This is a genomic window from Escherichia sp. KTE31 (assembly GCF_000407925.1).
Taxonomy (GTDB): Bacteria; Pseudomonadota; Gammaproteobacteria; order Enterobacterales; family Enterobacteriaceae; genus Escherichia; species Escherichia ruysiae.
This window is the reverse complement of sequence record NZ_KE136723.1, coordinates 81,408-106,544: the sequence shown is the minus strand read 5'-3', so window position 1 is coordinate 106,544 and position 25,137 is coordinate 81,408. Positions and strand designations below refer to the sequence as shown.

The following is a 25,137-nucleotide window of genomic DNA, read 5'->3' as shown; positions in this document are numbered from 1 at the left end:
GTTAACGCACCTGCACGGAGATAAGCTCGCTACCGTCGTCGCCCAGCACGTGTGTTGAACAGGCGAGGCACGGGTCAAAGCTGTGCAGAGTACGAAGGATCTCCAGCGGTTGCTCGGGGATCGCCATTTTGGTGTTCATCAGCGCCGCTTCATAAGCGCCAATCTGCCCTTTGGGATCGCGCGGGCTGGCGTTCCAGGTGGTCGGCACCACGCACTGGTAGAGATCAATCTTGCCATCGCGAATGGCGGCCCAGTGACCTAACGCCCCGCGCGGTGCTTCGGTAAAACCGACGCCACGGCACTCTTTCGGCCAGGTCGCAGGCTCCCATTTTTCGGTAGAGGCAGTGGCAAGATTGCCGTTTTTCAGGTTGGTCATCAGCTTGTCGAAGAAATATTGCAACTTGCCTGCGGCCCACTGCGCTTCATGCGCGCGGCACAGAATGCGGCCTAACGTTGACTGGATACCGGAAAGCGGCAGGTTCAGCGCCGACATCATGCGATCGACCGACTCAATGGTCGCTGCATCACCTTTGTGGTAGGCGATTAACGTGCGCGCCAGCGGCCCTACTTCCATCGCGTTACCGCGCCAGCGTGGCGCTTTGATCCACGAGTAACGTTCCTGTTCATTCAGTTGCTGAATGTTGGTATCGCTGCCTTTGACATCGCCAGGGTTGTACCACGGGTCGGTAATGCCATCGAAGGGATGACGCCCGACCTGATCGTTGGGATAACGATACCAGGCGTGATCGACAAACTCCTGCACCTGCTGCGGATCAACCAAATCCACTGGCAGCACATTGTTGAAGTCGCCGTTAATCACCGCGCCGCCAGGCATCAGCAGACTTTTCTCGCCAAAGTCGTTGGCAATATCCGGGAATGCGCCGTAGCTGAGGACACATTTATCAGAAAGACCAGTGCCGATTTCGCTCCACGGTTTGTTGAACTGACCGATGGCTAACGCGTCGGGGATCATCACGTTGTTAATGAAATCCGCCGTGCGGGTGATAATCGACTGCACCAGGTTCAGGCGTTCCATATTGACCGCCCCGACCGCGCCGCTTTCGTCAATGTTAATGGCGCACGGCATCCCGCCGACAATCCAGTTCGGATGTGGGTTTTTACCACCAAAAACAGCGTGAATTTTGACGATCTCCCGCTGGAAATCGAGGGCTTCCAGATAATGAGCAAAGCCCATCAGGTTGGCTTCCGGCGGCAGTTTGTACTGCGGGTGCCCCCAGTAGCCGTTGCGGAAAATCCCCAACTGCCCGCCTTCAACAAATTTCTTCAGTCGGTTTTGTACGTCGAAGAAATAGCCAGGGGATGATTTCGGCCACGAGGAGAGGCTTTGCGCCAGTTCTGACGTTTTCCGTGGGTCGGCTTTCAGCGCATCTAACACATCTATCCAGTCCATCCCGGCGAGCTGATAGAAGTGGACCAGATGGTCGTGGCACCAGAGGGTCGCCAGCATAATGTTGCGGATGATATTGGCGTTGTCCGGCACTTTAATGCCGATGGCGTCCTCAATTGCATAGACTGAAGCCAGAGCATGTACGCCAGTGCAGACGCCGCAGATACGTTCAACGAACGCCCACGCATCACGCGGATCGCGGCCTTGCAGGATGATCTCCAGCCCGCGAAACATAGTGCCGCAGGAAACTGCATTGGTGATCACATTCTGATCGTTAATATTCACTTCGCAGCGCATATGACCTTCGATGCGCGTAATCGGATCGACCACCAGGCGACGTCCGGCATTATTGATGGTATATCCCTGAGTTTCGTACTGAGTGCTCATGCCTGTTTATCCTCGTTGCCCGGCTGTTGTTCGGCTTCTGCAAGTTGCTGGTTATGACGTCTGCGCTGGTCAACGGCGCTGGCGACTGCATGTACACCAACAGCCGCTGCCACGACGCCAAGTGCGGTTAAACCGACGGTATCGGCGGTAGAGTGCGTTCCCATCTGCGGAATATCGACCACGCGGCTATAGAACGAACCGCGATCCCAGAAACCATTTTCAGAACAGCCCAGGCAGCCGTGACCAGACTGAATCGGGAAGGAGACCCCATCATTCCAGCGGGTAGAGGAACAGGCGTTATAAGTGGTTGGCCCTTTGCAGCCCATTTTGTACAGGCAGTAACCTTTGCGCGCGGCGTCATCATCCCAACTCTGGACGAACTCTCCGGCGTCGAAGTGAGCGCGGCGATAGCATTTATCGTGAATACGCTGACCATAGAACATCAACGGGCGCCCCATTCTGTCGACATCCGGCAGACGATCGAACGTCACCATATAGGTAATGATGGCGCTCATCACATCCGGGATCGGCGGGCAGCCAGGAACTTTGATAATAGGTTTGTCGGTAATAACTTTGTCGATGGGGGTTGCCTGCGTAGGATTGGGCCGCGCGGCCTGCACGCAACCCCAGGAAGCGCAGGTTCCCCAGGCGATAATCGCACTGGCTCCGGCGGCGGCACGTTTGAGTTTCTCAATAAACGGTCGACCGCTACTGATACAGAACATCCCCTGCTCGCCCAGCGGCGGGTTACCTTCTACTGCGAGGATATATTTGCCGTTGTATTGCGTGATGATGTCTTCAAAGACTTCCTCTGCCTGAGTGCCTGCGGCAGCCATCAGAGTATCGTCGTAGTCAAGAGAAATAAGGGAAAGAATGACATCCTTCGCCAGCGGATGAGCAGAACGGATAAAAGATTCGGTACAGCAGGTGCATTCCAGACCATGGATCCACACCACTGGAATGCGGGGTTTATTCTCCAGTGCCCAGGCAATCTTTGGTGCCATCCCCGCGCCTAATCCCAGCGAGGTGGCAGCCAGACTGCAATATTTAAGAAAACTTCGCCGGGTAACCCCCTGACGTCGCATAGCCTGGTAAAAGGTTTCCTCATTATTCATATCGCACGTCTCTTTTCCTTGCGACACCGACTGGAGTGCCGGGCGCTTTTGGTCGGCAAGCGACGTCCCTGGAGCAAGGCAAACCATCGCTTCACGAGAGAGACAGAAAACGAAAGCTCATCCTTCTGCACTGGCGCACGTCGCCAGAAAGTATTGTTAATAAAGCGTAGTGAAACTTTTGCACAAAACAATACAGAGTGTGTGGATTTATCTTTTAACGATAAAAATGAACCTTATTTTCCTTAAGGTTTACCGCAGGAAGGTTATGAAGCGATTTTTATGGCGATGGAATGCGCAAATTGCTGTTATTTCACGCAATCAACACGATTTTGTCTGTTTTTCAGGCAAACAAACACATTGGGGGTTTACACGACGCATCGGGATGTTTATAGTTCGCGTCATTCCGGAAGTGTGGCCGAGCGGTTGAAGGCACCGGTCTTGAAAACCGGCGACCCGAAAGGGTTCCAGAGTTCGAATCTCTGCGCTTCCGCCAAATAAGATAAGGGGTTAGCTAAATGCTAACCCCTTTTTCTTTTACCTGTCAAAATCGCCATGCCGTTATGTCATCCCCAATGGCTTACTCTGTCTTTGCTAAATCTGTTCCAGATCAAATGCGTAAAGATGGGTAAAACCTCTGGGTAGCTTTCGGCAATATCATTATGCTGCTTTATTAATTACACCTGTCATAGAGAGTGACTCCATGGATCGTATAGTTAGTTCTTCACATGACCGTACATCGCTACTTAGCACCCATAAGGTGCTGCGTAATACCTATTTCTTGCTGAGCCTGACGCTGGCCTTTTCGGCGATTACCGCGACGGCCAGTACGGTTCTGATGCTACCATCTCCGGGTCTGATTCTGACGCTGGTAGGTATGTATGGTTTGATGTTCCTGACCTATAAAACGGCGAATAAGCCGACCGGGATTATCTCCGCGTTCGCCTTTACCGGTTTTCTCGGTTATATCCTCGGACCAATTCTGAACACTTACCTGTCTGCCGGAATGGGTGACGTAATCGCTATGGCGCTGGGCGGCACAGCATTAGTGTTCTTCTGCTGCTCTGCGTATGTGCTGACTACCCGCAAAGACATGTCTTTCCTCGGCGGTATGCTGATGGCAGGTATTGTGGTGGTATTGATTGGAATGGTAGCGAATATCTTCCTGCAGCTACCTGCTCTGCATCTGGCAATCAGTGCGGTATTCATTCTGATCTCTTCTGGCGCGATTCTGTTTGAAACCAGCAACATCATTCATGGCGGTGAAACGAACTACATTCGTGCCACGGTTAGCCTGTATGTGTCGCTGTACAACATCTTCGTTAGCCTGTTGAGCATTCTGGGCTTCGCCAGCCGCGATTAATCTCGCCCTATGCCACTTACAGAGCCTCGCTTTATGCGGGGCTTTGTTTTTTGTTACACTGCCGCCAGTCTGATTAAGGTAGTAAAAAATTATGCTGATCTTCGAAGGTAAAGAGATAGAAACGGATACCGAAGGCTATCTCAAAGAAAGCAGCCAGTGGAGTGAACCGCTGGCGGTGGTGATTGCAGAGAACGAAGGAATTACGCTGTCGCCAGAACACTGGGAAGTGGTGCGTTTTGTGCGTGATTTCTATCTGGAATTCAATACTTCTCCAGCGATTCGTATGCTGGTAAAAGCGATGGCGAATAAGTTTGGCGAAGAAAAAGGTAACAGCCGCTATTTATACCGACTGTTCCCCAAAGGCCCGGCAAAGCAAGCCACCAAAATTGCTGGCCTGCCAAAACCAGTAAAATGTATTTAACGGATACGAAAATCAGTTAATTCCCCTGAGGGATGATGCGGCTCGCTAAGTACCCGTTCCACACGCGCAGAACGCGGGCCGCCACTCTTTAACCACTGCATTAATTTTTCCACCTGTCCTTCTTCACCACACGCGACCACTTCCACGCTGCCATCGTCAAGGTTTTTGGCATAGCCGGTTAATCCCAGTTTTTTCGCTTCATACTGCGTGGTATAGCGAAAGCCTACCCCCTGAACTCGCCCATAGACCCAGGCAATTATGCATACTTTCGACATTACCGCTCTCCTTATCCTTATAGCTGCGTTGCAAATCCATGGAAAACTCCGGACAATGGCGCCCATTTCTTTGCATCGACAGAATAGTAGATTATGAGTGTACGTTTAGTGTTAGCCAAAGGGCGCGAAAAATCATTACTTCGTCGCCATCCGTGGGTCTTTTCCGGAGCCGTTGCCCGTATGGAAGGTAAAGCCAGCCTCGGTGAAACCATCGATATTGTTGATCATCAGGGAAAATGGTTAGCACGCGGCGCTTATTCGCCGGCTTCGCAAATCCGTGCTCGCGTCTGGACTTTCGATCCCTCGGAATCCATCGACATTGCCTTTTTCACCCGACGCTTACAACAGGCGCAAAAGTGGCGCGACTGGCTGGCGAAAAAAGATGGCCTCGATAGCTATCGTTTAATTGCCGGTGAGTCTGATGGCCTGCCAGGTATAACTATCGATCGTTTCGGTAATTTTCTGGTGCTGCAACTGCTGAGTGCTGGCGCAGAGTATCAGCGAGCGGCATTGATCAGCGCCCTGCAAACGCTGTACCCGGAATGTGCGATTTACGATCGCAGCGACGTCGCAGTACGTAAAAAAGAAGGAATGGAGCTGACCCAGGGGCCAGTCACTGGCGAACTGCCACCTGCCCTGCTGCCGATTGAAGAACACGGCATGAAACTGCTGGTGGACATTCAACACGGACACAAAACAGGCTACTACCTGGATCAACGCGACAGCCGTCTAGCAACGCGCCGCTACGTTGAAAATAAACGCGTACTGAACTGTTTCTCCTATACCGGTGGTTTCGCAGTATCGGCATTAATGGGCGGTTGCAGCCATGTTGTCAGCGTCGATACCTCCCAGGAAGCACTGGATATTGCACGGCAGAACGTTGAGCTGAACAAACTGGATCTGAGCAAGGCAGAGTTCGTGCGTGATGACGTCTTTAAATTGCTGCGTACTTATCGCGATCGCGGGGAAAAATTTGACGTTATCGTAATGGACCCGCCGAAGTTTGTTGAGAACAAAAGCCAGTTGATGGGCGCCTGCCGTGGCTATAAAGACATCAACATGCTGGCGATTCAGTTGCTGAATGAGGGCGGTGTTCTCCTGACTTTCTCCTGTTCAGGCCTGATGACCAGCGATTTATTTCAGAAAATCATCGCGGATGCCGCAATTGATGCCGGTCGTGATATACAATTTATAGAGCAGTTCCGTCAGGCAGCCGATCATCCGGTGATCGCTACCTACCCGGAAGGGCTATATCTGAAAGGGTTTGCCTGTCGCGTCATGTAACTTGAAATGTGGAATTTTACCCTTATATCAAAGGTGAAGATTTCCCGGGAGGTGACTATGATTGCCAGCAAATTCGGTATCGGCCAGCAGGTCCGCCATTCCCTGTTAGGTTATCTCGGAGTGGTCGTGGATATCGACCCGGTTTATTCGCTCTCTGAACCGTCGCCTGATGAGCTGGCGGTGAACGATGAGCTTCGCGCCGCTCCGTGGTATCACGTGGTGATGGAGGATGACAACGGCCTACCGGTTCATACCTACCTGGCTGAAGCCCAGCTAAGTAGCGAATTGCAGGATGAACATCCTGAACAGCCATCCATGGATGAGCTGGCGCAGACCATCCGCAAACAACTCCAGGCGCCGCGTCTGCGTAACTAACCCCCATACAAATACCCGGAAGGCAAAAACCTTCCGGGTATTTTTTATTTAGCCAGCCCCAGGCGAGGGATCTCAATTGCCGGGCAGCGATCCATAACGACCTGTAAACCGGCGTCGCGCGCCAGTACCGCCGCTTGCTCATTAATCACCCCCAGCTGCATCCATAAGGTTTTCGCACCAATGGCGATAGCTTCCTGCGCCACGCCCCACGCGGCTTCTGAATTACGGAAAACATCGACCATATCGACTTTTTCCGGAACTTCTGCCAGCGTGCCGTAGCCCTGCTGACCCAGCAGCGTTTTACCGGCGACTTTAGGTGAGACCGGGATGACGTGATAGCCCTGATCAAGCAAGTATTTCATCACGCGATAACTTGGACGGTCGGGTTTATCACTTGCCCCTACCAGCGCAATGGTATGAGTGGACGTTAAAATGGCTGCAATATCGGTCTCTTTCATCATTTCCTCCAGACTATTTATCAAAGTGTACGACAATCCCAACATACCAACCATGCAGCTAATACGAATGAATGAGAGCAAAAGCGGAAAACATGTCTATATGTTAGTAAGTATGATTAAAGAAAAATTTTGATACATTATTATTCAGGCGGTCATTAGACAGGAGCTATCTATGAAAACCGGCATTTTGACCACCTTGATTGCATTATGTTTGCCGGTATCTGTTTTTGCCACCACGCTACGGCTGTCCAGCGATATTGATCTTCTGGTACTCGACGGCAAGAAGGTTTCAAGCTCTTTGCTGCGCGGTGCTGACAGCATTGAACTGGATAATGGACCGCATCAGTTAGTGTTTCGCGTCGAGAAGACTATCCATCTTTCCAGTAGTGAAGAACGGCTTTATATCTCCCCGCCGCTGGTGGTGAGTTTTAATACCCAGCTCATTAGCCAGGTGAATTTTCGCCTGCCACGCCTGGAGAATGAACGGGAAGCCAACCATTTCGACACAACGCCGCGTCTTGAATTGTTAGATGGCGATGCGACACCGATTCCGGTAAAGCTGGATATTCTGGCTATTACTTCAACCGCAAAAACGATTGATTATGAAGTCGAGGTCGAGCGTTATAACAAATCCGCGAAACGCGCTTCTCTACCGCAATTTGCCACCATGATGGCAGATGACAGTACACTGCTTTCTGGTGTTTCCGAACTGGATGCTATTCCGCCACAGTCCCAGGTGCTCACTGAACAACGGCTGAAGTATTGGTTTAAACTGGCAGATCCGCAAACGCGCAATAACTTCCTGCAATGGGCGGAAAAACAACCATCTTCCTGAGATTTTTGTGCCTGTGCGCAGGCTTTTTCGGTCTTTATCTTGCAGCGATAAGTGCTTACAGTAATCTGTAGGAAAGTTAACTATGGATGTAAATTATGGAACTGACGACTCGCACTTTACCAGCGCGGAAACATATTGCGCTGGTGGCACACGATCACTGTAAACAAATGCTCATGAGCTGGGTGGAACGGCATCAACCATTACTGGAACAGCACGAACTTTATGCAACGGGCACCACGGGTAACTTAATTTCCCGCGCTACCGGTATGAATGTTAACGCCATGTTGAGCGGCCCAATGGGCGGTGACCAGCAGGTGGGCGCATTGATTTCGGAAGGGAAAATTGATGTGCTGATTTTCTTCTGGGATCCACTAAATGCCGTGCCGCACGATCCTGATGTGAAAGCGTTGCTGCGTCTGGCGACGGTGTGGAACATTCCGGTCGCCACCAACGTGGCAACGGCTGATTTCATTATCCAGTCGCCGCATTTCAACGACGCGGTAGATATCCTGATCCCCGATTATCAGCGTTATCTCGCGGATCGCCTGAAATAATATTGCACAGGTGGCAAACGCCACCTGTTTCTTACGGTTTTCTCGCCACCGGCACATCCAGATTTTTCAATATTTCCACAAAGGGTGAAGGATTGTTTTTGTTGAACAGCGCCCATACCCGATGTCGTGCGCGGGTCAACGCAACGTACATTAACCGTCGTTCTTCGGCGTCCGGGAAATCCTCAGCCGGTGGCAGTAGCGCCTCTTCCATAATCGACTCACGTGCCACGGCCGGGAAGCCATCACTCCCCTCCTGCAAGCCAACAATAATCACGTAATCCGCCTGTTGCCCTTTGCTGGCATGAATAGTCATAAAATCAATTTGCAACTTCGGCCAGCGCGTTGCCGCTTTTTCTAGGCTGGCGGGCTTCATGTGGTGGTAACGCGCCAGAACCAGGATGCGCTCTTCCGGTTTAGCGTAACCAGAGAGCTTATCCAGCAACGCATCAAGCTGGCTCTCATCCAATAACGTGACGGCCTTTTTATCGCCAGCGATTAAACTATTTAGCGGCTTTTTCAACTGGCTCGGGTTCTGCTGAATAAACCGATTAGCCACCTCACCGATACGACTGTTAAAACGGTAAGTCGTGTCTAAATCACAGCGATCGCCGTCACCAAAGTTTTCATGGAAAGCCGTGGTGAGCGACATTTGTGCACCGCTGAAGCGATAAATCGCCTGCCAGTCATCGCCAACGGCAAACAACGTCGTCTGACTGTTTTGCTTGCGTAATGCCGCTAACAACGCTGCGCGCTGCGGCGAGATATCCTGAAACTCATCAACCAGAATATGTTTCCACGGGCTGATAAAGCGACCTTTCTCAAGGAGAGCAATCGCCTGATGAATAAGGCCAGAAAAATCGACGGCGTTTTCTGCTTTCAGCGCACCTTTCCAGGCTTTCAGCAATGGAGCCATTAACTTGATTCGTTTGCTGAACAGATCACGGATTTCTTCGGGCGTGCTGGCAATCATTTCTGCCTGTGCACCGCCGTGCATCCGCATCAGACTTACCCAGCGATCGAAGCGAGAGGCAAGACGACGCTGTAATTTTTCATCATCCCAGAAGTTACCTTCTGGCACTGACCACTGCATTTCTTCCGTCAGCCATTGCCGCCAACCCTTCGCCTGCGCTTTCTTCTCGCTGCATTGCTTACGCCACTCAGCAATAAAGAGTTCATGCCGGGCAGCGGTGTCATTTTCCAGTTTGCTGACTGTGGGTACTTTTTTGCTACATTGCTGAATAATATGCAGCGCCAGTGAATGAAACGTGCGTGCGGTAATGTCTTCGGTATGCAGCCGTTCGCGAATACGCTCGTCCATCTCTTCAGCGGCTTTGCGACCAAACGCCAGCAATAAAATTTGCTCAGGGGACGCTTCACCACGCGCCAGCAACCAGCCTGCACGCGCTACCAGCACCGACGTTTTACCGCTTCCTGCGCCTGCCAGCACTAACAGGGAATGTTCGCCATTAACGACTGCCCGAGCCTGTGCCGGATTAAGTGGTGAAGATTCAACCTGACGGAAAAAATCCGCATACTCGTTAAGCATGGCTTCGGTATACGCCTGATTATGCTGCAACCGAGCGCCTTCAATATCTTTCAACCAGGCCTGACATTTGCGCCACGCCTCACGGCAGTTATCGAATTCTTCCAGTCGATTGACCGGCAACGGCAACGCCGACAAAGCCTGGCGGATTTGTTGCTGCACGCCAGAAGTTTGCTCCCGCGTCAGCCATTTATTATCGTTGGTGCGCGCGGCAATAAGATCCAATTGCTGCTGTAATACACCAGCCGCAATTTCGCTCATCTCTTCGCTCCAGCGCCGCCAGAGAGCATCAAGATGACGGTGAAAACGCTGCGTCTCACCCCATTCGGTGCCGTGCAGACGCACTACTTTTTCATCAGACAGTACAAATTCCAGCTCACCCCATACCAGACCGCGTTTACAGTGAATCGCCAGTAATTGATTGAAAGGAATGAGATATTCGTGACGATCGCCGGAGACTTTTATCCCGGCATTGAGGATCACCGCCCGATCGTAAGGGTGCTGTGCCAGACGTTTGCCAAGAGTTGTCGCTTTCAGTTCCATGACTCTGTAGATCCACACGATGTTATTTCTTATCAGTGTAACCGTCAGAGAAAACGTGCTCCAGCCCAAAAAAACGTTACAATTGCCGCCCATTACTGAAAACCACAGTAAAGCGAGGTTTTATGCGTACCGTTTTGAACATTCTGAACTTTGTGCTTGGCGGATTTGCCACCACTCTGGGCTGGCTGTTGGCGACCCTGGTCAGTATTGTGCTGATTTTTACCTTACCGCTGACACGATCCTGCTGGGAGATCACCAAACTGTCTCTGGTGCCTTATGGCAATGAGGCCATTCATGTCGATGAACTGAATCCGGCAGGTAAAAATGTGCTGCTGAATACTGGCGGTACGGTACTGAATATTTTCTGGCTGATTTTCTTTGGCTGGTGGTTATGCCTGATGCACATTGCGACAGGTATCGCACAATGCATTTCCATCATTGGCATTCCAGTTGGCATTGCGAATTTTAAAATTGCCGCTATTGCACTGTGGCCAGTCGGTCGCCGCGTAGTTTCTGTGGAAACAGCTCGTGCTGCGCGTGAAGCCAATGCGCGACGTCGTTTTGAATAATCTAACATTATGGCTTTTATGCTAAGTCCTTTGCTCAAACGCTATACCTGGAACAGCGCCTGGCTGTATTACGCGCGTATTTTTATTGCGCTTTGTGGTACTACTGCATTTCCGTGGTGGCTGGGTGATGTAAAACTGACGATTCCGCTGACCTTGGGGATGGTGGCAGCGGCGCTGACCGATCTCGACGACCGACTGGCTGGGCGTCTGCGTAACCTTATCATTACGCTATTCTGCTTTTTTATCGCCTCGGCCTCGGTAGAATTGCTGTTTCCCTGGCCCTGGCTGTTTGCCATTGGCTTAACGCTCTCCACCAGCGGTTTCATTTTGCTCGGCGGTCTGGGTCAACGCTATGCAACAATCGCTTTTGGCGCGTTGCTGATCGCTATCTACACCATGCTGGGAACGTCTCTGTATGAGCACTGGTATCAGCAGCCGATGTATCTGCTTGCCGGTGCCGTCTGGTACAACGTCCTGACGCTTATCGGTCACCTACTGTTCCCTGTCCGCCCATTGCAGGACAATCTGGCGCGTTGCTATGAACAACTGGCGCGTTATCTGGAACTGAAATCACGCATGTTCGATCCTGATATAGAGGATGAAAGCCAGGCACCGCTGTACGATTTGGCTCTCGCCAACGGGCAACTGATGGCGACACTGAATCAGACGAAACTCTCGTTGCTGACTCGCTTACGCGGAGATCGTGGTCAGCGGGGAACACGTCGCACATTGCATTACTACTTTGTGGCGCAGGATATCCACGAGCGTGCCAGCTCTTCCCATATTCAGTATCAAACGTTGCGGGAACATTTTCGCCACAGTGACGTGCTGTTCCGTTTCCAGCGACTGATGTCAATGCAGGGACAGGCCTGCCAGCAACTGTCACGCTGTATTTTGCTGCGTCAGCCTTATCAACACGATCCACATTTTGATCGCGCTTTTACGCATATTGATGCTGCGCTGGAGCGAATGCGCGATAACGGCGCACCCGCCGATTTACTCAAAACACTGGGATTTTTGCTGAACAATTTACGCGCCATTGATGCCCAACTGGCAACAATTGAATCAGAACAGGCTCAGGCGCTGCCCCATAATAATGACGAAAATGAACTCGCAGATGACAGCCCGCATGGGTTGAGCGATATCTGGCTGCGTCTTAGCCGTCACTTCACGCCGGAATCTGCCCTCTTCCGTCATGCGGTAAGAATGTCACTGGTCTTGTGCTTCGGCTACGCCATCATTCAGATAACCGGGATGCATCACGGGTATTGGATCTTGCTGACAAGTTTATTTGTCTGCCAGCCAAACTATAACGCCACGCGCCACCGCCTGAAGTTAAGGATTATTGGTACGCTGGTGGGTATTGCGATTGGCATTCCTGTGCTGTGGTTTGTGCCGTCACTGGAAGGGCAACTGGTGCTGCTGGTCATTACCGGTGTTCTCTTTTTTGCCTTCCGTAACGTGCAATACGCTCATGCAACAATGTTCATTACGCTTCTGGTGCTACTGTGCTTTAACTTGCTGGGTGAAGGTTTTGAAGTGGCATTGCCTCGCGTAATCGATACGCTGATCGGATGTGCCATTGCATGGGCAGCGGTAAGTTACATCTGGCCAGACTGGCGGTTTCGTAATCTGCCCCGAATGCTTGAGCGCGCAACCGATGCTAACTGCCGTTATCTCGATGCTATTCTCGAACAATACCACCAGGGGCGCGATAACCGTCTGGCATATCGTATTGCTCGTCGCGATGCGCACAATCGTGATGCAGAGCTGGCGTCGGTGGTGTCGAATATGTCCAGCGAACCGAATGTCACACCGCAAATTCGCGAGGACGCGTTCCGGTTACTGTGCCTTAACCATACGTTTACCAGTTACATTTCTGCCCTCGGTGCACACCGTGAGCAGTTAACTAACCCTGAAATTCTGGCGTTTCTTGATGACGCAGTTTGCTATGTGGATGACGCGCTACATCATCAACCAGCCGATGAAGAACGCGTCAATCAGGCATTAGCTGACCTGAAACAACAGATGCAGCAACTTGAACCACGGGCAGACAGCAAAGAACCTCTGGTTGTACAGCAAGTCGGATTATTGATTGCATTACTACCAGAAATTGGTCGTCTGCAGCGCAGAATTACTCAAGTTCCGCAGGAAACTCCTGTTTCGGCGTAATTGAATCTGCCCATTCTGCAAGCTCCTGGCGGCGTGCCACCGGGAGCGCAGCTTCATGAATACCGAGAATTGCGCCTTCAAGCACAAATAAGATTTTTTCTGTCACCAGACTGTTCTGTTGCCGCAGTCGCAACCAACACATTTTCGCCCCAAGAATACGTAACGCCCGTACATCCTTAATCCCCACTTCCCCAAGAATAGCCTCAAGATGGTAAGACATATTGGGTAAATCTTTCAGCCGTTGCCGGATATTGCGCGTACTTTTCTCTTTAAGCGCAGCGTCCAGAGAATATTTCGACAGGCGCACCAGCTTTTGTTGATTTCGCCATAGGCTTTCATCGACCCGGTAGTAATTGAGGGTAACAAACCGCCCACACTTTTTATATGTCAGCCATACTGGCGGATGTTTTACACAGTATTGTGCACTTTGTTCACAAGCCCGAAGATACAACTCGCCATCAGAAACCATTGCAAATACCGTGTCATCAACGGTCAGACTGTAACTACCAAACAATGATCGGTATTCAATGGTGCCCAGCGTAGCCAGGTATTCTTGTGACTTATAGATCCGCTTATAAGAGAGGCTTTTCATAAAATTCCTTTTAAAATCATAATATAAAAGAATGATTCACATTAACGGATCCGTTAAATACGAAAATAGGCAACTTATTATCAAGGGGCAAGATTAATTTAAGTTTTCAGGTCACCAACGACAAAATTTGCGAGGCTCTTTCCGAAATTAGGGTTGATCTTTGTTGCCACCGGATGTACTGTATATTCATACAGTAACTCACAGGGCTGGATTGATTATGTACACTTCAGGCTATGCACATCGTTCTTCGTTGTTCTCATCCGCAGCAAACAAAATTGCGCGTGTCTCCACGGAAAACACAACAGCCGGGCTAATTAGTGAAGTTGTCTATCGCGAAGATCAGCCCATGATGACGCAACTGCTGCTTTTGCCATTGTTGCAGCAACTCGGCCAGCAATCACGTTGGCAACTATGGTTAACACCAAAACAAAAACTGAGTCGTGAATGGGTTCAGGCTGCTGGACTACCTTTAACGAAAGTGATGCAGATAAACCAGCTTTCCCCTTGCCATACAGTGGAATCAATGGTTCGCGCTTTACGCACGGGAAATTACAGCGTGGTGATCGGTTGGTTAACAGATGATCTGACAGAAGAAGAACATGCAGAGCTTGTGGATGCCGCTAATGAAGGTAACGCAATGGGGTTTATTATGCGTCCAGTGAGCACATCCTCTCACGCCACGAGACAACTTTCCGGGGTAAAGATTCACTCTAATTTGTATCATTAAGTAAATTTAGGATTAATCCTGGAACTTTTTTTATCGCCCGTCTGACGATTTCACTCATGGCTAACTTTCCCTGCGGAGGCTTGTCTGAAGCGGTTTCCGCGATTTTATGCTGTAAAGTGTCGTTAACAAAAAAGGTTAAACGCACCTTATACAAATCTTTTTTTTCATATGCCTGACGGAGTTCACACTTGTAAGTTTTCAACTACGTTGTAGACTTTACATCGCCAGGGGTGCTCGGCATAAGCCGAAGATATCGGTAGAGTTAATATTGAGCAGATCCCCGGTGAAGGATTTAACCGTGTTATCTCGTTGGAGATATTCATGGCGTATTTTGGATGATAACGAGGCGCAAAAAATGAAAAAGACAGCTATCGCGATTGCAGTGGCACTGGCTGGTTTCGCTACCGTAGCGCAGGCCGCTCCGAAAGATAACACCTGGTACACTGGTGCTAAACTGGGCTGGTCCCAGTACCATGACACTGGTTTCATTCCTAACAATGGTCCGACCCACGAAAACCAACTGGGTGCAGGTGCTTTTGGTGGTTACCAGGTTAACCCGTATGTTGGCTTTGAAATGGGTTACGACTGGTTAGGTCGTATGCCGTACAAAGGCGACAACATCAATGGCGCATACAAAGCTCAGGGCGTTCAGCTGACCGCTAAACTGGGTTACCCAATCACTGACGATCTGGACATCTACACTCGTCTGGGTGGTATGGTATGGCGTGCAGACACCAAGGCTAACGTACCTGGTGGCGCATCCTTTAAAGACCACGACACCGGCGTTTCCCCGGTATTCGCAGGTGGTGTTGAGTACGCGATCACTCCTGAAATCGCTACCCGTCTGGAATACCAGTGGACCAACAACATCGGTGACGCACACACCATCGGTACTCGTCCGGACAACGGTCTGCTGAGCCTGGGTGTTTCCTACCGTTTCGGTCAGGGCGAAGCAGCTCCGGTAGTTGCTCCGGCTCCGGCTCCGGCTCCAGAAGTACAGACCAAGCACTTCACTCTGAAGTCTGACGTTCTGTTCAACTTCAACAAAGCAACCCTGAAACCGGAAGGTCAGGCTGCTCTGGATCAGCTGTACAGCCAGCTGAGCAACCTGGATCCGAAAGACGGTTCCGTAGTTGTTCTGGGTTACACTGACCGCATCGGTTCTGATGCTTACAACCAGGGTCTGTCCGAGCGTCGTGCTCAGTCCGTCGTTGATTACCTGATCTCTAAAGGTATCCCGTCTGACAAGATCTCCGCACGTGGTATGGGCGAATCCAACCCGGTTACCGGCAACACCTGTGACAACGTGAAACAACGCGCTGCACTGATTGACTGCCTGGCTCCGGATCGTCGCGTAGAGATCGAAGTTAAAGGCATCAAAGACGTTGTAACTCAGCCGCAGGCTTAAGTTCTCGTCTGGTAAAAAACCCCGCTTCATGCGGGGTTTTTTTTCGTCTTCAGTAAAGTAAATAACCCTGGCAAGTTATTCCTTACCCAGTAAGGCCTGCAAATCCTGCTTCAAAGAAGACATTTTATTTGCATATTTCTCTTTGTTTTCCGCATCTTCAATCAGCTGGACAATCGTTTCGGAAAGTGTTTTACCGCGCCGCTGTGCAAGACCTGCCAGCCGTTGCCAGACAATAAATTCCAGATCGATTGATTTCTTACGCGTGTACTGATGTTCCGCATTAAAATGGCGTTTCCGTCTGGCCCGAATTGTCTGCTTCATGCGATTGACCAGCTCTGGATTCATATGCTTGTCAATCCAGCCATTTACCAGCACGGGTTCATTTTCCAGCGATAGCAACACGTCAACGGCTTCCTGGGCGGCACTGGCTTCTACGTAACGGGTAATTAACTCCCCTTCACGGTGTTTCTTCACCAGATACTTCCATTTCCAACCGCTTTCCAGATTTTCAAGTTGTTGATATTTCATAGCGATCTCAATGTTACCGTGTAACTCTTTACAGAATATCAGTTTTTTAACTGTGTGATGAAAAGAATCTCCATCCTGTGAGCTTTCGCGCGCACGACAGGTCTTTTGTCATCGCTTTCCACGTGTGCTGAAGTGCCGGTTACGGTATAATCGCATCTTTGACAACAGACTAAAAAACATCAACTTTGACCATTACGAAACTTGCATGGCGTGACTTAGTGCCTGATACCGAAAGCTATCAGGAAGTATTTGCACAGCCACATTTGATTGACGAAAACGATCCTTTATTCAGTGATACTCAACCGCGACTGCAATTTGCGCTGGAACAGCTACTGCATACGCGAGCATCCTCCTCTTTTATGCTGGCAAAGGCCCCGAATGAGTCTGAGTATCTGAATCTTATTGCCGATGCCGCACGTGCGCTACAAAGCGATGCAGGCCAACTGGTGGGCGGTCATTATGAGATTTCCGGCCACACCATTCGCTTACGTAACGCAGTTAGCGCAGATGATAATTTTGCGACTTTAACGCAGGTTGTCGCTGCCGACTGGGTAGAAGCAGAACAACTCTTTGGCTGCCTGCGCCAGTTTAATGGCGACATTACCTTGCAGCCAGGCCTAGTGCATCAGGCAAATGGCGGTATTCTCATCATCTCTTTGCGTACTCTGTTGGCGCAACCTCTGCTGTGGATGCGGCTGAAAAATATCGTTAACCGCGAATATTTTGACTGGGTAGCGTTTGATGAGTCGCGTCCTCTCCCTGTCTCCGTTCCTTCAATGCCACTGAAGCTGAAAGTCGTTCTGGTCGGCGAACGCGAATCATTGGCCGATTTCCAGGAGATGGAGCCAGAACTCTCTGAGCAGGCTATTTATAGTGAATTTGAAGATACCCTTCAAATTATCGACGCCGAGTCAGTAAGCCAGTGGTGTCGCTGGGTGACATTCACCGCCAGACATAACCACTTGCCTGCGCCGGGAACTGATGCCTGGCCGGTACTTATCCGCGAAGCCGTCCGCTACACCGGTGAACAAGAAACGCTGCCGCTTAGCCCGCAGTGGATCCTCCGCCAGTGTAAAGAAGTCGCTTCCTTGTGCGATGGCGATACCTTCTCCGGCGAGCAGCTAAACTTAATGCTACAGCAGCGTGAATGGCGCGAAGGTTTCCTCGCCGAACGGATGCAGGATGAGATCCTTCAGGAGCAGATCCTGATTGAAACCGAAGGCGAACGCATCGGGCAAATTAACGCCCTTTCGGTCATCGAATTTCCGGGCCATCCGCGCGCTTTTGGCGAACCTTCTCGCATTAGCTGCGTTGTGCATATAGGTGATGGCGAGTTTACCGATATCGAACGCAAAGCCGAGCTTGGCGGCAATATACACGCTAAAGGGATGATGATCATGCAGGCGTTCCTGATGTCGGAGCTTCAGCTTGAGCAACAGATCCCTTTCTCAGCATCGCTAACTTTTGAGCAGTCATACAGTGAAGTGGACGGCGATAGTGCCTCGATGGCTGAACTCTGCGCCCTGATAAGCGCCCTTGCCGATGTGCCGGTGAATCAGAGTATCGCTATTACGGGTTCAGTCGATCAGTTCGGTCGCGCCCAACCGGTCGGTGGTTTGAATGAGAAAATCGAAGGCTTCTTTGCGATTTGCCAGCAACGTGAGTTAACGGGGAAACAAGGTGTCATTATCCCTACCTCTAACGTTCGCCATTTAAGTCTTCACAGTGAACTTGTGAAAGCGGTAGAGGAAGGCAAATTCACCATCTGGGCAGTAGACGATGTGACTGACGCACTGCCGTTATTATTAAATCTTGTGTGGGATGGCGAAGGCCAGACAACGCTGATGCAAACTATCCAGGAACGTATTGCGCAAGCATCGCAACAGGAAGGACGTCACCGTTTTCCATGGCCATTACGTTGGCTGAACTGGTTTATTCCGAACTGATCGGACTTGTTCAGCGTACACGTGTTAGCTATCCTGCGTGCTTCACTAAAATAAGGCTTACAGAGAACATGGTAGATAAACGCGAATCCTATACAAAAGAAGACCTTCTTGCCTCTGGTCGCGGAGAACTGTTTGGCGCTAAAGGCCCGCAATTGCCAGCACCAAACATGCTGATGATGGATCGAGTGGTCAAAATGACCGAGACCGGCGGTAACTTCGACAAAGGCTATGTCGAAGCAGAACTGGATATCAATCCAGACCTATGGTTCTTCGGCTGCCACTTCATCGGCGATCCGGTAATGCCGGGATGTCTGGGTCTGGATGCGATGTGGCAGCTGGTAGGGTTCTACCTTGGCTGGCTGGGCGGCGAAGGTAAAGGCCGCGCACTGGGTGTAGGCGAAGTGAAGTTCACTGGTCAGGTTCTACCTACCGCGAAAAAAGTGACCTACCGTATTCACTTTAAACGCATTGTTAACCGTCGCTTGATCATGGGTCTGGCAGACGGCGAAGTGCTGGTAGATGGTCGTCTAATCTATACCGCCAGCGACCTGAAAGTCGGTCTGTTCCAGGATACTTCTGCATTCTGATTTAAATCAGGCTACATATTAAAGGCGAAACCTCCGCATTGCGGAGGTTTCTTTTTAAAGAGACAGAATCAGGCCATTACTACCCTGTCCGCCATGGCTTCTCGCCAGCCTCCCAGCCATTGTGACCTTTGATTCAGCGTCTGATAGGGACACATTTCTTTTGAGCGTCCGGCGATGCCGGCCTGATAACCACGTTGATGTGCCCGTTCCAGGCGATCTCGTTTTTGTCTCTTCATGCCTCGTTTCCCTCATACTGGTTTCTGGTGGAAAAGAAAACAGTGATTACTAAATGTGCAATCACAGTTAAGCAATACCGCGAATCATAACTGCCGTCAATGCGCAAAATTCACGCCACTGTCATATTTGTGAGCCATACAGGCATGTTGGTTGTACAAAAAATGTGAAGCGGAACAAGTTTTTCTCGATGGATTAAACAAAAAAACCGCCTCAGGCTACATGCCGGAGACGGTTATATTTACAAATATTTATAATTAAGGTAGACGCTTTATCTCTTGCGCAATAGCAGTGGCTTCCTGACTCCAGACACTGGCCAGCACTTTGACCATTTCATCGTAGCCATCCTGATTTTGCACCCCTTCCAGACGGAACGGTCGTTTGATCAATTGTCCCTGGTGGTTCAACAGCCACTCGCCACTGACAATGACCTTGCCATCATAGCGACCGTTAAACTCCGTTACGGTTACGTTGAGCGTGTCCTGGGCGCTTCCCAGAGGCTGGGAAGCAACCACCCAACCGGGGAGTTGCGTACTCAGATTAGCAACCAGGGTGTTGCGCAACTGTTGATCCAGCGGGCTGGCCCACAGGTTGTTGTTGGCAATCACATACTTCACATCACTGGTCTGATAAACCACCCCATTCCCCGCCAGATAGTCTGGAACAACGACTTGCTCTACCCATAACAGGCGATTGCCCTGGCTGGCGGTACTTTGCGTACCGCTCTGCACAACAGGTAACTGGTAATAGTTTTTATTGATCTCGCCGGAGCTGCATCCGGCCAGCCACAGTGCCGCAATCGTCACTAGCCACTTTTTCATTGTTTCGCCCTCTTCGGCTCTGGATCTTTTTTGTCCTTCGCTTCAAATACCAGCGCGTTACTCTTCTCATTAAGCGTTTTCAGCACCGGTTGCAGTTCACGCAACACCTGATCAAGCCGCTGCATATCCGCCACCATCTTGTTGTAGGCTGCGGAGCCAGGCTGGAAGCCCTGCATACTGCGATTCAGCTCACGCAACGTTGACTGCATATCCGTGGGCAACTGCTGCATCGACTGGCTGGCGAGTATCTTGTTCATGCTATCCAGCGTCGCTTGCAGGTTTTTCATCGTGCGCTGGCTTTCAGACAGCGTACTGGTCGCCTGCTCAATCATCGGATTCAACGGCAGCTTGTTGATCTTATCTAATGCTTCCATCAGACGTTGCTGGATTTGCGCCAGACCGCCGCTAACGGTCGGGATAATCTGATAACCATTAAATTCACGAATACCGGTTATTGCTGGCGTATTTGGATAGAAATCGAGATCAACATAGAGCGCGCCAGTGACCAGATTTCCGGTCTTCAGCGATCCGCGTAAACCACGTTTCAACAACTCACCAAGGTGCTTAACGACATCCGCATTTTCGCCAAGCTGCATTTTCAGCCGTTCCGGTTCAATGCGAATGAGTACCGGAATACGGTAATCATCATTAAATGTCTGACGCATATTCGGCGCAAAGAAAGGTACTTTACTTACTGTACCCAGGCGAATACCCCGGAATTCTACCGGAGCGCCAGGCTGCAAGCCTCGTACCGAATCTTTAAAGAACATCAGATAGTCAATGTGATCGGTGTATAGCGAATCCTGAATGCTCTTCTGGTCGTCATACAAAACGAATGCGGTTTTCGGCGCAACAGGCTGCCCTAAATCCAGACCTTCCGGCACGTCAAAGCTGACGCCGCCGCTGAGTAGCGTTGTCAACGAGCCCATCTCTACGCGCATTCCCGCTGACGTCAGATCAACCGCAATGCCACTATCTTTCCAGAAGCGAACATTGCCGGTCACCAACCGGTCATAAGGCGCATTGATGAACAGTTGATAGCTGATATTGCGTTTTTGCGTATCGAAGGTGCTGGTTTCAACCGAACCTACCCGATAGCCACGGAACAGCACCGGATCTCCCGGCGAGAGTTGTCCGGCTTTTTTGCTATCAAGAATCACACGAATACCTTTCGCATCAGGCGGTGCCAGCGGTGGCGAATCGAGCAAATCATAACTTGCCTGTTTGCTGCCTTTCGCCCCCGGTTGCAGTTCGATATACACACCGGAAAGCAGTGTGCCCAGGCCACTAATACCTTCTCGACCTATCTGCGGTTTTACCACCCAGAAGACGGTATCTTTATGCAGCAGCTTCTCCATACCGGCGTTCAGGCGCGCTTTGATTTCAACGTGCGTCAAATCATCGGCTAGCGTTGCGCTCTCGACCACGCCGACGTCAACACTACGGCTTTTAATGGTAGTCTTGCCACCCTCAATCCCTTCCGCATTCGCGGTGATCAGGGTAACTTCCGGCCCCTGATGACTGTAATGATAAAAAAGAACCCACGCCCCTATAAGCGCCGTGACGATAGGAAATATCCACACGGGAGACCAGTTCTTCACTTTCTGGATTTTGGCTTCCCCATTATTAGATTCCATACTGTCAGGACTCCTCATGCACTGATTCAGGTTGACGATCCCACGACAAGCGTGGATCAAACGTCATCGCAGAAAACATTGTCATTATGACGACTAAAGCAAACATTAACGCACCCATTGCCGGATAAATACTCATTAAACCTCCCATACGCACCAGCGCCGAGAGCACCGCAATCACGAAAACGTCAATCATCGACCAGCGGCCTACAAACTCAACAACTTCATAAATTAAATGCATTCTTTCGCTGTCACGCTTGCCGTGCCCTTTGGCATCCCAGCACAACCATGCGATGGCGATCATCTTTAACGTTGGCACCATGATACTGGCTAAAAAGATAACCGCAGCAACAGGGTAAGAACCTTCACTCCACAACAGGATGACCCCGGCGAGAATTGTCGACGGCATCTTCGAACCTAATAAATCGGTCACCATGATGGGTAATAGATTAGCCGGGAGATACAGCATGATGGACGTAACAAGCAGCGCCAGCGTCCATTGCAGGCTATTTCTGCGCCGAACGTATCCTTTCGTGCCGCAACGCGGGCACACCGTTTCATCGGCGGGAAGGATCGCCGTACAGCAAGAGCAAGAGCGCAATCCTTGTCGGATACCCGTAATGCCCGGTTTTAACGGCTTAAGTAGTTCTGGCATCGGCGCAATATCATCCCACAACCAGCGACGATCAACGCACTGAAAGGCGCGCAGTTGCAGCACACAAAATAAACACCAGGGGAGAAAACTGCTGCCCACACCAATACTGCCGTAGGCCATCAGTTTGACGAAACTGACCAGCACACCCGCGAGGAAAATCTCTGCCATTCCCCAGGTTTTGAGTTGAAAGAGCACCCGTGCCAGTTGCTCTTTCAGACGTACCGGTAATTCGGCGCGATTCACCAGAAGCAGAATGGTAATCAGGCAAAATGCAGGAACCAGTTGCACAAACAACAAGAAAAAAGTGCCGAGGCTGGCGTAGTCCTCAGAAAACAGCACGCCCGGAATTTCCAGTAATGTAATTTCACTGGTAACTCCTGCGACGTTCATATTCACAAAAGGGAATAAGTTGGACAGCAACAGCATGAACAGTGCGGCCAACGCATAGGCGGTAGGACGCTGCCGGGGCGCGTCCCACGCAACGGTTAACGTTGTGCCACACCGAGGACATGCCGCTTTCTGACCATGCTCAAGGTGGGGTAATGCCACCAGCATGTCACACTGCGAGCATAAGATATGCTTCGCGGCATGATGATGTTCGCACATTGGTACTCCTTAATGATGCGCTATTCTACAGATTGCTGACAAAGTGTCCTTTTTTCATGCCGGATGCAGCATAGGTGCCTTTACCGGTCTGAGAGAATACAAATAGTTTCCCCCATGCCTGATAAGCGTAGCGCATCAGGCAATTTTACCTTTGTCATCAGCCTCTATATCAATCAACTGTTTTGCGATCAGCCACCATTTTTTAACGCTTCAAGATACTCCCAGCGTTCAAAAGCCTGCTCCAACTCCTGCTCCGCAGCAGCCAGATCAGCGAGCACTTTTTGCGTATGTTCATGAGACTGGCTGAAGAAGGAGGCATCCGCCACCTGCGCCTGTAAGGCTTCCAGCTTCGATTCCAGATCTTCAAGCAATTGAGGAAGCTGTTCCAGTTCGCGCTGCAATTTATAGCTTAGTTTGCTAGTGTTGCGTTTTACAGTTTCTGTTTTTGGCGCTGCCGCTTCTTCGGTTTTTTTCACCACAGGCTGTTTAAGCGCCACATACTGTTCTTGCTGACCACGGGCATCATGATAACCGCCAACATAACGACCAATTTTGCCGCCGCCTTCGAAGATCCAGCATTCTGTAACGGTGTTATCGACAAACTGACGATCGTGGCTTACTAACAACACCGTCCCCTGGTAGCTGTCGATTAGCTCTTCAAGCAGTTCGAGCGTTTCGACGTCAAGGTCGTTGGTCGGTTCGTCGAGGATCAGTAAATTGCTTGGCTTAAGGAACAAGCGCGCCAGCAGCAGACGGTTACGTTCCCCGCCAGAAAGCGCACGCACCGGCGTCATCGCTCGTTTCGGATGGAACAGGAAGTCCTGCAAATAGCCCAGCACGTGGCGTGGTTTACCGTTAACCATCACCTCTTGCTTACCTTCTGCCAGGTTATCCATTACCGTTTTATCGGGATCGAGTTCCGCGCGGTGTTGGTCGAAGTAAGCCACTTCCAGTTTGGTGCCGACATGAATACGCCCGCTGTCCGCTTGAAGTTGACCGAGCATCAGTTTCAGTAGCGTGGTTTTACCACAGCCATTCGGGCCAATCAGGGCAATTTTGTCGCCACGTTGAACCTGGGCAGAAAAATCTTTCACCAGTTGCTTGCCGTCAACCTGGTAGCAAACGTCTTCCATTTCGAAAACGATCTTACCGGAGCGGCTGGCCTCTTCCACCTGCATCTTTGCCGTACCCATTACCTCGCGGCGTTGGCTACGTTCACGACGCATCGCTTTCAATGCACGCACGCGACCTTCGTTACGGGTACGACGCGCTTTGATCCCCTGACGGATCCACACCTCTTCCTGCGCCAGTTTGCGGTCGAACTCGGCGTTTTGCAGCTCTTCCACGCGCAGGGCTTCTTCTTTTTCCAGTAAATACTGGTCGTAATTCCCTGGATAGGTCACCAGCTTGCCGCGATCGAGATCAACAATACGCGTCGCCATATTGCGAATAAACGAACGATCGTGGGAGATAAAAATAATCGTCCCGTTAAAGGTTTTCAGGAAACCTTCGAGCCAGTCGATGGTTTCGATATCCAGGTGGTTCGTCGGTTCGTCAAGCAGTAACACGCGCGGATTGCTCACCAGCGCGCGTCCCAACGCCGCTTTACGCAACCAACCGCCGGAAAGTGACGACAGCGCAACGTTAGGATCTAACCCCAGTTGCGCCAGCACTTCGTTGATGCGGTTTTCCAGCTGCCACAGGTTGTGGTGATCCAGCTGTTCCTGAACCTTCGCCAGTTCGTTGAGATTTTTCTCGCTCGGGTCGTTCATCACCAGGCGCGAAATATCGTGATAGCGTTTCAGATATTCCGCTTGTTCTTCAATGCCTTCGGCAACGAAATCATAAACGCTGCCCTCGACGTTACGCGGCGGATCTTGTTGCAAACGCGCAACGATCAAATCTTGCTCATAGATTATCCGACCGTCATCCAGCCCCTGTTCACGGTTGAGGATTTTCATTAACGTCGATTTGCCTGCGCCGTTACGGCCCACCAGACAAACACGTTCGTTATCTTCGATGTGCAATTCTGCGTTATCGAGAAGCGGCGCGTCGCTGAACGACAGCCATGCGCCATGCATACTGATTAATGACATTACT

Annotated in this window: 24 protein-coding genes and 1 tRNA gene; 13 read left to right on the top strand and 12 right to left on the bottom strand. The window is 50.7% G+C overall.

Features of this window, described 5'->3' with window-relative positions:
- Position 1 precedes the first annotated feature (1 nt).
- Both hyaB and hyaA read right to left on the bottom strand, forming a co-directional pair.
- Entirely contained in the window at positions 2–1,795 is a 1,794-nt protein-coding gene (gene hyaB / locus WES_RS12955; RefSeq protein WP_016158026.1) for a Ni/Fe-hydrogenase large subunit, read from the bottom strand.
- A complete protein-coding gene (gene hyaA, locus WES_RS12960) occupies positions 1,792–2,910 on the bottom strand; it encodes a hydrogenase 1 small subunit (RefSeq protein ID WP_010344442.1) in 1,119 nt (372 codons plus the stop codon). Before hyaA ends, hyaB begins: the two co-directional genes overlap by 4 nt.
- A gap of 405 nt (positions 2,911–3,315) precedes the next feature.
- On the opposite strand from hyaA, the gene WES_RS12965 reads away from it, so the two are divergent.
- From WES_RS12965 to tusE, 3 genes are all read left to right on the top strand, one after another.
- Positions 3,316–3,403: transfer RNA gene (locus tag WES_RS12965), tRNA-Ser, on the top strand.
- Positions 3,404–3,610: 207 nt separating this feature from the next.
- The gene (gene yccA, locus WES_RS12970) at positions 3,611–4,270 is read left to right on the top strand and encodes an FtsH protease modulator YccA (RefSeq protein ID WP_000375136.1); all 660 of its coding nucleotides are present in this window, start codon (positions 3,611–3,613) and stop codon (positions 4,268–4,270) included.
- 91 nt (positions 4,271–4,361) lie between these two features.
- Positions 4,362–4,691, top strand: coding sequence for a sulfurtransferase TusE (gene tusE, locus WES_RS12975; protein ID WP_000904443.1), 330 nt, complete (start codon positions 4,362–4,364; stop codon positions 4,689–4,691).
- Here tusE and yccX read toward each other — a convergent pair.
- Positions 4,688–4,966 (bottom strand): acylphosphatase, encoded by a 279-nt coding sequence (yccX, locus tag WES_RS12980; protein WP_000048236.1) that lies wholly within the window; start codon positions 4,964–4,966, stop codon positions 4,688–4,690. The genes tusE and yccX overlap by 4 nt on opposite strands.
- 93 nt (positions 4,967–5,059) lie before the next feature.
- Between yccX and rlmI the strand changes: the two genes are divergently transcribed.
- Together rlmI and hspQ are read left to right on the top strand one after the other, a co-directional pair.
- Complete coding sequence (rlmI, locus tag WES_RS12985) at positions 5,060–6,250, top strand: 23S rRNA (cytosine(1962)-C(5))-methyltransferase RlmI (protein ID WP_032147835.1); 1,191 nt, start codon at positions 5,060–5,062, stop codon at positions 6,248–6,250.
- 57 nt (positions 6,251–6,307) lie between these two features.
- Positions 6,308–6,625, top strand: a complete 318-nt coding sequence (gene hspQ / locus WES_RS12990; RefSeq protein ID WP_001295356.1) for a heat shock protein HspQ — start codon at positions 6,308–6,310, stop codon at positions 6,623–6,625.
- 44 nt (positions 6,626–6,669) lie between these two features.
- Here the strand turns inward: hspQ and WES_RS12995 are convergent, their stop codons facing one another.
- Entirely contained in the window at positions 6,670–7,083 is a 414-nt protein-coding gene (locus tag WES_RS12995) for a CoA-binding protein (RefSeq protein ID WP_010348869.1), read from the bottom strand.
- 172 nt (positions 7,084–7,255) lie between these two features.
- Here WES_RS12995 and WES_RS13000 point away from each other — a divergent pair, with 172 nt between their 5' ends.
- Together WES_RS13000 and mgsA are read left to right on the top strand one after the other, a co-directional pair.
- Positions 7,256–7,918: a DUF2057 family protein gene (locus WES_RS13000; RefSeq protein ID WP_000847775.1), complete on the top strand. Its 663-nt coding sequence runs from the start codon at positions 7,256–7,258 to the stop codon at positions 7,916–7,918.
- Between the two features lie 95 nt (positions 7,919–8,013).
- Positions 8,014–8,472: a methylglyoxal synthase gene (gene mgsA, locus WES_RS13005; RefSeq protein ID WP_000424179.1), complete on the top strand. Its 459-nt coding sequence runs from the start codon at positions 8,014–8,016 to the stop codon at positions 8,470–8,472.
- Positions 8,473–8,503: 31 nt separating this feature from the next.
- Here the strand turns inward: mgsA and helD are convergent, their stop codons facing one another.
- Entirely contained in the window at positions 8,504–10,558 is a 2,055-nt protein-coding gene (helD, locus tag WES_RS13010) for a DNA helicase IV (protein WP_016158021.1), read from the bottom strand.
- Between the two features lie 122 nt (positions 10,559–10,680).
- Between helD and WES_RS13015 the strand changes: the two genes are divergently transcribed.
- Entirely contained in the window at positions 10,681–11,127 is a 447-nt protein-coding gene (locus WES_RS13015; protein WP_001261238.1) for a YccF domain-containing protein, read from the top strand.
- A 9-nt stretch (positions 11,128–11,136) separates the two neighbouring features.
- Positions 11,137–13,299, top strand: a complete 2,163-nt coding sequence (gene yccS / locus WES_RS13020) for a YccS family putative transporter (protein WP_000875031.1) — start codon at positions 11,137–11,139, stop codon at positions 13,297–13,299.
- Here the strand turns inward: yccS and sxy are convergent.
- Positions 13,262–13,891, bottom strand: coding sequence for a CRP-S regulon transcriptional coactivator Sxy (gene sxy, locus WES_RS13025; protein ID WP_016158019.1), 630 nt, complete (start codon positions 13,889–13,891; stop codon positions 13,262–13,264). The genes yccS and sxy overlap by 38 nt on opposite strands.
- Before the next feature lie 217 nt (positions 13,892–14,108).
- Here sxy and sulA point away from each other — a divergent pair, with 217 nt between their 5' ends.
- Together sulA and ompA are read left to right on the top strand one after the other, a co-directional pair.
- Entirely contained in the window at positions 14,109–14,618 is a 510-nt protein-coding gene (gene sulA, locus WES_RS13030; protein WP_000288696.1) for an SOS-induced cell division inhibitor SulA, read from the top strand.
- Between the two features lie 355 nt (positions 14,619–14,973).
- Positions 14,974–16,026: a porin OmpA gene (gene ompA / locus WES_RS13035; protein WP_016158018.1), complete on the top strand. Its 1,053-nt coding sequence runs from the start codon at positions 14,974–14,976 to the stop codon at positions 16,024–16,026.
- Between the two features lie 75 nt (positions 16,027–16,101).
- On the opposite strand, the gene matP is transcribed toward ompA, so the two are convergent.
- Positions 16,102–16,554 carry a macrodomain Ter protein MatP gene (matP, locus tag WES_RS13040; RefSeq protein WP_000877169.1) on the bottom strand — a complete coding sequence of 151 codons (453 nt, stop codon included), beginning with the start codon at positions 16,552–16,554 and terminating at the stop codon, positions 16,102–16,104.
- 185 nt (positions 16,555–16,739) lie between these two features.
- Between matP and WES_RS13045 the strand changes: the two genes are divergently transcribed.
- Together WES_RS13045 and fabA are read left to right on the top strand one after the other, a co-directional pair.
- On the top strand, positions 16,740–18,500 hold the full coding sequence (locus WES_RS13045) for an AAA family ATPase (RefSeq protein ID WP_000156539.1): 1,761 nt from the start codon (positions 16,740–16,742) through the stop codon (positions 18,498–18,500).
- A gap of 68 nt (positions 18,501–18,568) precedes the next feature.
- The gene (gene fabA, locus WES_RS13050; protein ID WP_000227927.1) at positions 18,569–19,087 is read left to right on the top strand and encodes a bifunctional 3-hydroxydecanoyl-ACP dehydratase/trans-2-decenoyl-ACP isomerase; all 519 of its coding nucleotides are present in this window, start codon (positions 18,569–18,571) and stop codon (positions 19,085–19,087) included.
- A 68-nt stretch (positions 19,088–19,155) separates the two neighbouring features.
- Here the strand turns inward: fabA and rmf are convergent, their stop codons facing one another.
- The 5 genes from rmf to WES_RS13075 form a co-directional block, all read right to left on the bottom strand.
- The gene (gene rmf, locus WES_RS13055) at positions 19,156–19,323 is read right to left on the bottom strand and encodes a ribosome modulation factor (RefSeq protein ID WP_000828648.1); all 168 of its coding nucleotides are present in this window, start codon (positions 19,321–19,323) and stop codon (positions 19,156–19,158) included.
- A gap of 255 nt (positions 19,324–19,578) precedes the next feature.
- Positions 19,579–20,142 carry a membrane integrity-associated transporter subunit PqiC gene (gene pqiC, locus WES_RS13060; protein WP_000759127.1) on the bottom strand — a complete coding sequence of 188 codons (564 nt, stop codon included), beginning with the start codon at positions 20,140–20,142 and terminating at the stop codon, positions 19,579–19,581.
- On the bottom strand, positions 20,139–21,779 hold the full coding sequence (pqiB, locus tag WES_RS13065; protein ID WP_000445526.1) for an intermembrane transport protein PqiB: 1,641 nt from the start codon (positions 21,777–21,779) through the stop codon (positions 20,139–20,141). Before pqiB ends, pqiC begins: the two co-directional genes overlap by 4 nt.
- Positions 21,780–21,783: 4 nt before the next feature.
- Positions 21,784–23,037 carry a membrane integrity-associated transporter subunit PqiA gene (gene pqiA / locus WES_RS13070; protein ID WP_000333155.1) on the bottom strand — a complete coding sequence of 418 codons (1,254 nt, stop codon included), beginning with the start codon at positions 23,035–23,037 and terminating at the stop codon, positions 21,784–21,786.
- Positions 23,038–23,225: 188 nt separating this feature from the next.
- A complete protein-coding gene (locus WES_RS13075; RefSeq protein ID WP_000053105.1) occupies positions 23,226–25,133 on the bottom strand; it encodes an ABC transporter ATP-binding protein in 1,908 nt (635 codons plus the stop codon).
- Positions 25,134–25,137: the final 4 nt, after the last annotated feature.

Excerpts from the sequence above, each read along its gene's own strand:
- hyaB (WP_016158026.1), bottom strand. The coding sequence starts at position 1,795 with ATGAGCACTCAGTACGAAACTCAGGGATATACCATCAATAATGCCGGA.
- WES_RS13000 (WP_000847775.1), top strand. The coding sequence starts at position 7,256 with ATGAAAACCGGCATTTTGACCACCTTGATTGCATTATGTTTGCCGGTA.
- yccX (WP_000048236.1), bottom strand. The coding sequence starts at position 4,966 with ATGTCGAAAGTATGCATAATTGCCTGGGTCTATGGGCGAGTTCAGGGG.
- pqiC (WP_000759127.1), bottom strand. The coding sequence starts at position 20,142 with ATGAAAAAGTGGCTAGTGACGATTGCGGCACTGTGGCTGGCCGGATGC.
- rmf (WP_000828648.1), bottom strand. The coding sequence starts at position 19,323 with ATGAAGAGACAAAAACGAGATCGCCTGGAACGGGCACATCAACGTGGT.
- ompA (WP_016158018.1), top strand. The coding sequence starts at position 14,974 with ATGAAAAAGACAGCTATCGCGATTGCAGTGGCACTGGCTGGTTTCGCT.
- WES_RS12995 (WP_010348869.1), bottom strand. The coding sequence starts at position 7,083 with ATGAAAGAGACCGATATTGCAGCCATTTTAACGTCCACTCATACCATT.
- pqiB (WP_000445526.1), bottom strand. The coding sequence starts at position 21,779 with ATGGAATCTAATAATGGGGAAGCCAAAATCCAGAAAGTGAAGAACTGG.
- fabA (WP_000227927.1), top strand. The coding sequence starts at position 18,569 with ATGGTAGATAAACGCGAATCCTATACAAAAGAAGACCTTCTTGCCTCT.
- WES_RS13015 (WP_001261238.1), top strand. The coding sequence starts at position 10,681 with ATGCGTACCGTTTTGAACATTCTGAACTTTGTGCTTGGCGGATTTGCC.
- matP (WP_000877169.1), bottom strand. The coding sequence starts at position 16,554 with ATGAAATATCAACAACTTGAAAATCTGGAAAGCGGTTGGAAATGGAAG.
- sulA (WP_000288696.1), top strand. The coding sequence starts at position 14,109 with ATGTACACTTCAGGCTATGCACATCGTTCTTCGTTGTTCTCATCCGCA.
- pqiA (WP_000333155.1), bottom strand. The coding sequence starts at position 23,037 with ATGTGCGAACATCATCATGCCGCGAAGCATATCTTATGCTCGCAGTGT.
- hspQ (WP_001295356.1), top strand. The coding sequence starts at position 6,308 with ATGATTGCCAGCAAATTCGGTATCGGCCAGCAGGTCCGCCATTCCCTG.
- tusE (WP_000904443.1), top strand. The coding sequence starts at position 4,362 with ATGCTGATCTTCGAAGGTAAAGAGATAGAAACGGATACCGAAGGCTAT.
- WES_RS13075 (WP_000053105.1), bottom strand. The coding sequence starts at position 25,133 with ATGTCATTAATCAGTATGCATGGCGCATGGCTGTCGTTCAGCGACGCG.
- yccS (WP_000875031.1), top strand. The coding sequence starts at position 11,137 with ATGGCTTTTATGCTAAGTCCTTTGCTCAAACGCTATACCTGGAACAGC.
- yccA (WP_000375136.1), top strand. The coding sequence starts at position 3,611 with ATGGATCGTATAGTTAGTTCTTCACATGACCGTACATCGCTACTTAGC.
- rlmI (WP_032147835.1), top strand. The coding sequence starts at position 5,060 with ATGAGTGTACGTTTAGTGTTAGCCAAAGGGCGCGAAAAATCATTACTT.
- hyaA (WP_010344442.1), bottom strand. The coding sequence starts at position 2,910 with ATGAATAATGAGGAAACCTTTTACCAGGCTATGCGACGTCAGGGGGTT.
- sxy (WP_016158019.1), bottom strand. The coding sequence starts at position 13,891 with ATGAAAAGCCTCTCTTATAAGCGGATCTATAAGTCACAAGAATACCTG.
- helD (WP_016158021.1), bottom strand. The coding sequence starts at position 10,558 with ATGGAACTGAAAGCGACAACTCTTGGCAAACGTCTGGCACAGCACCCT.
- mgsA (WP_000424179.1), top strand. The coding sequence starts at position 8,014 with ATGGAACTGACGACTCGCACTTTACCAGCGCGGAAACATATTGCGCTG.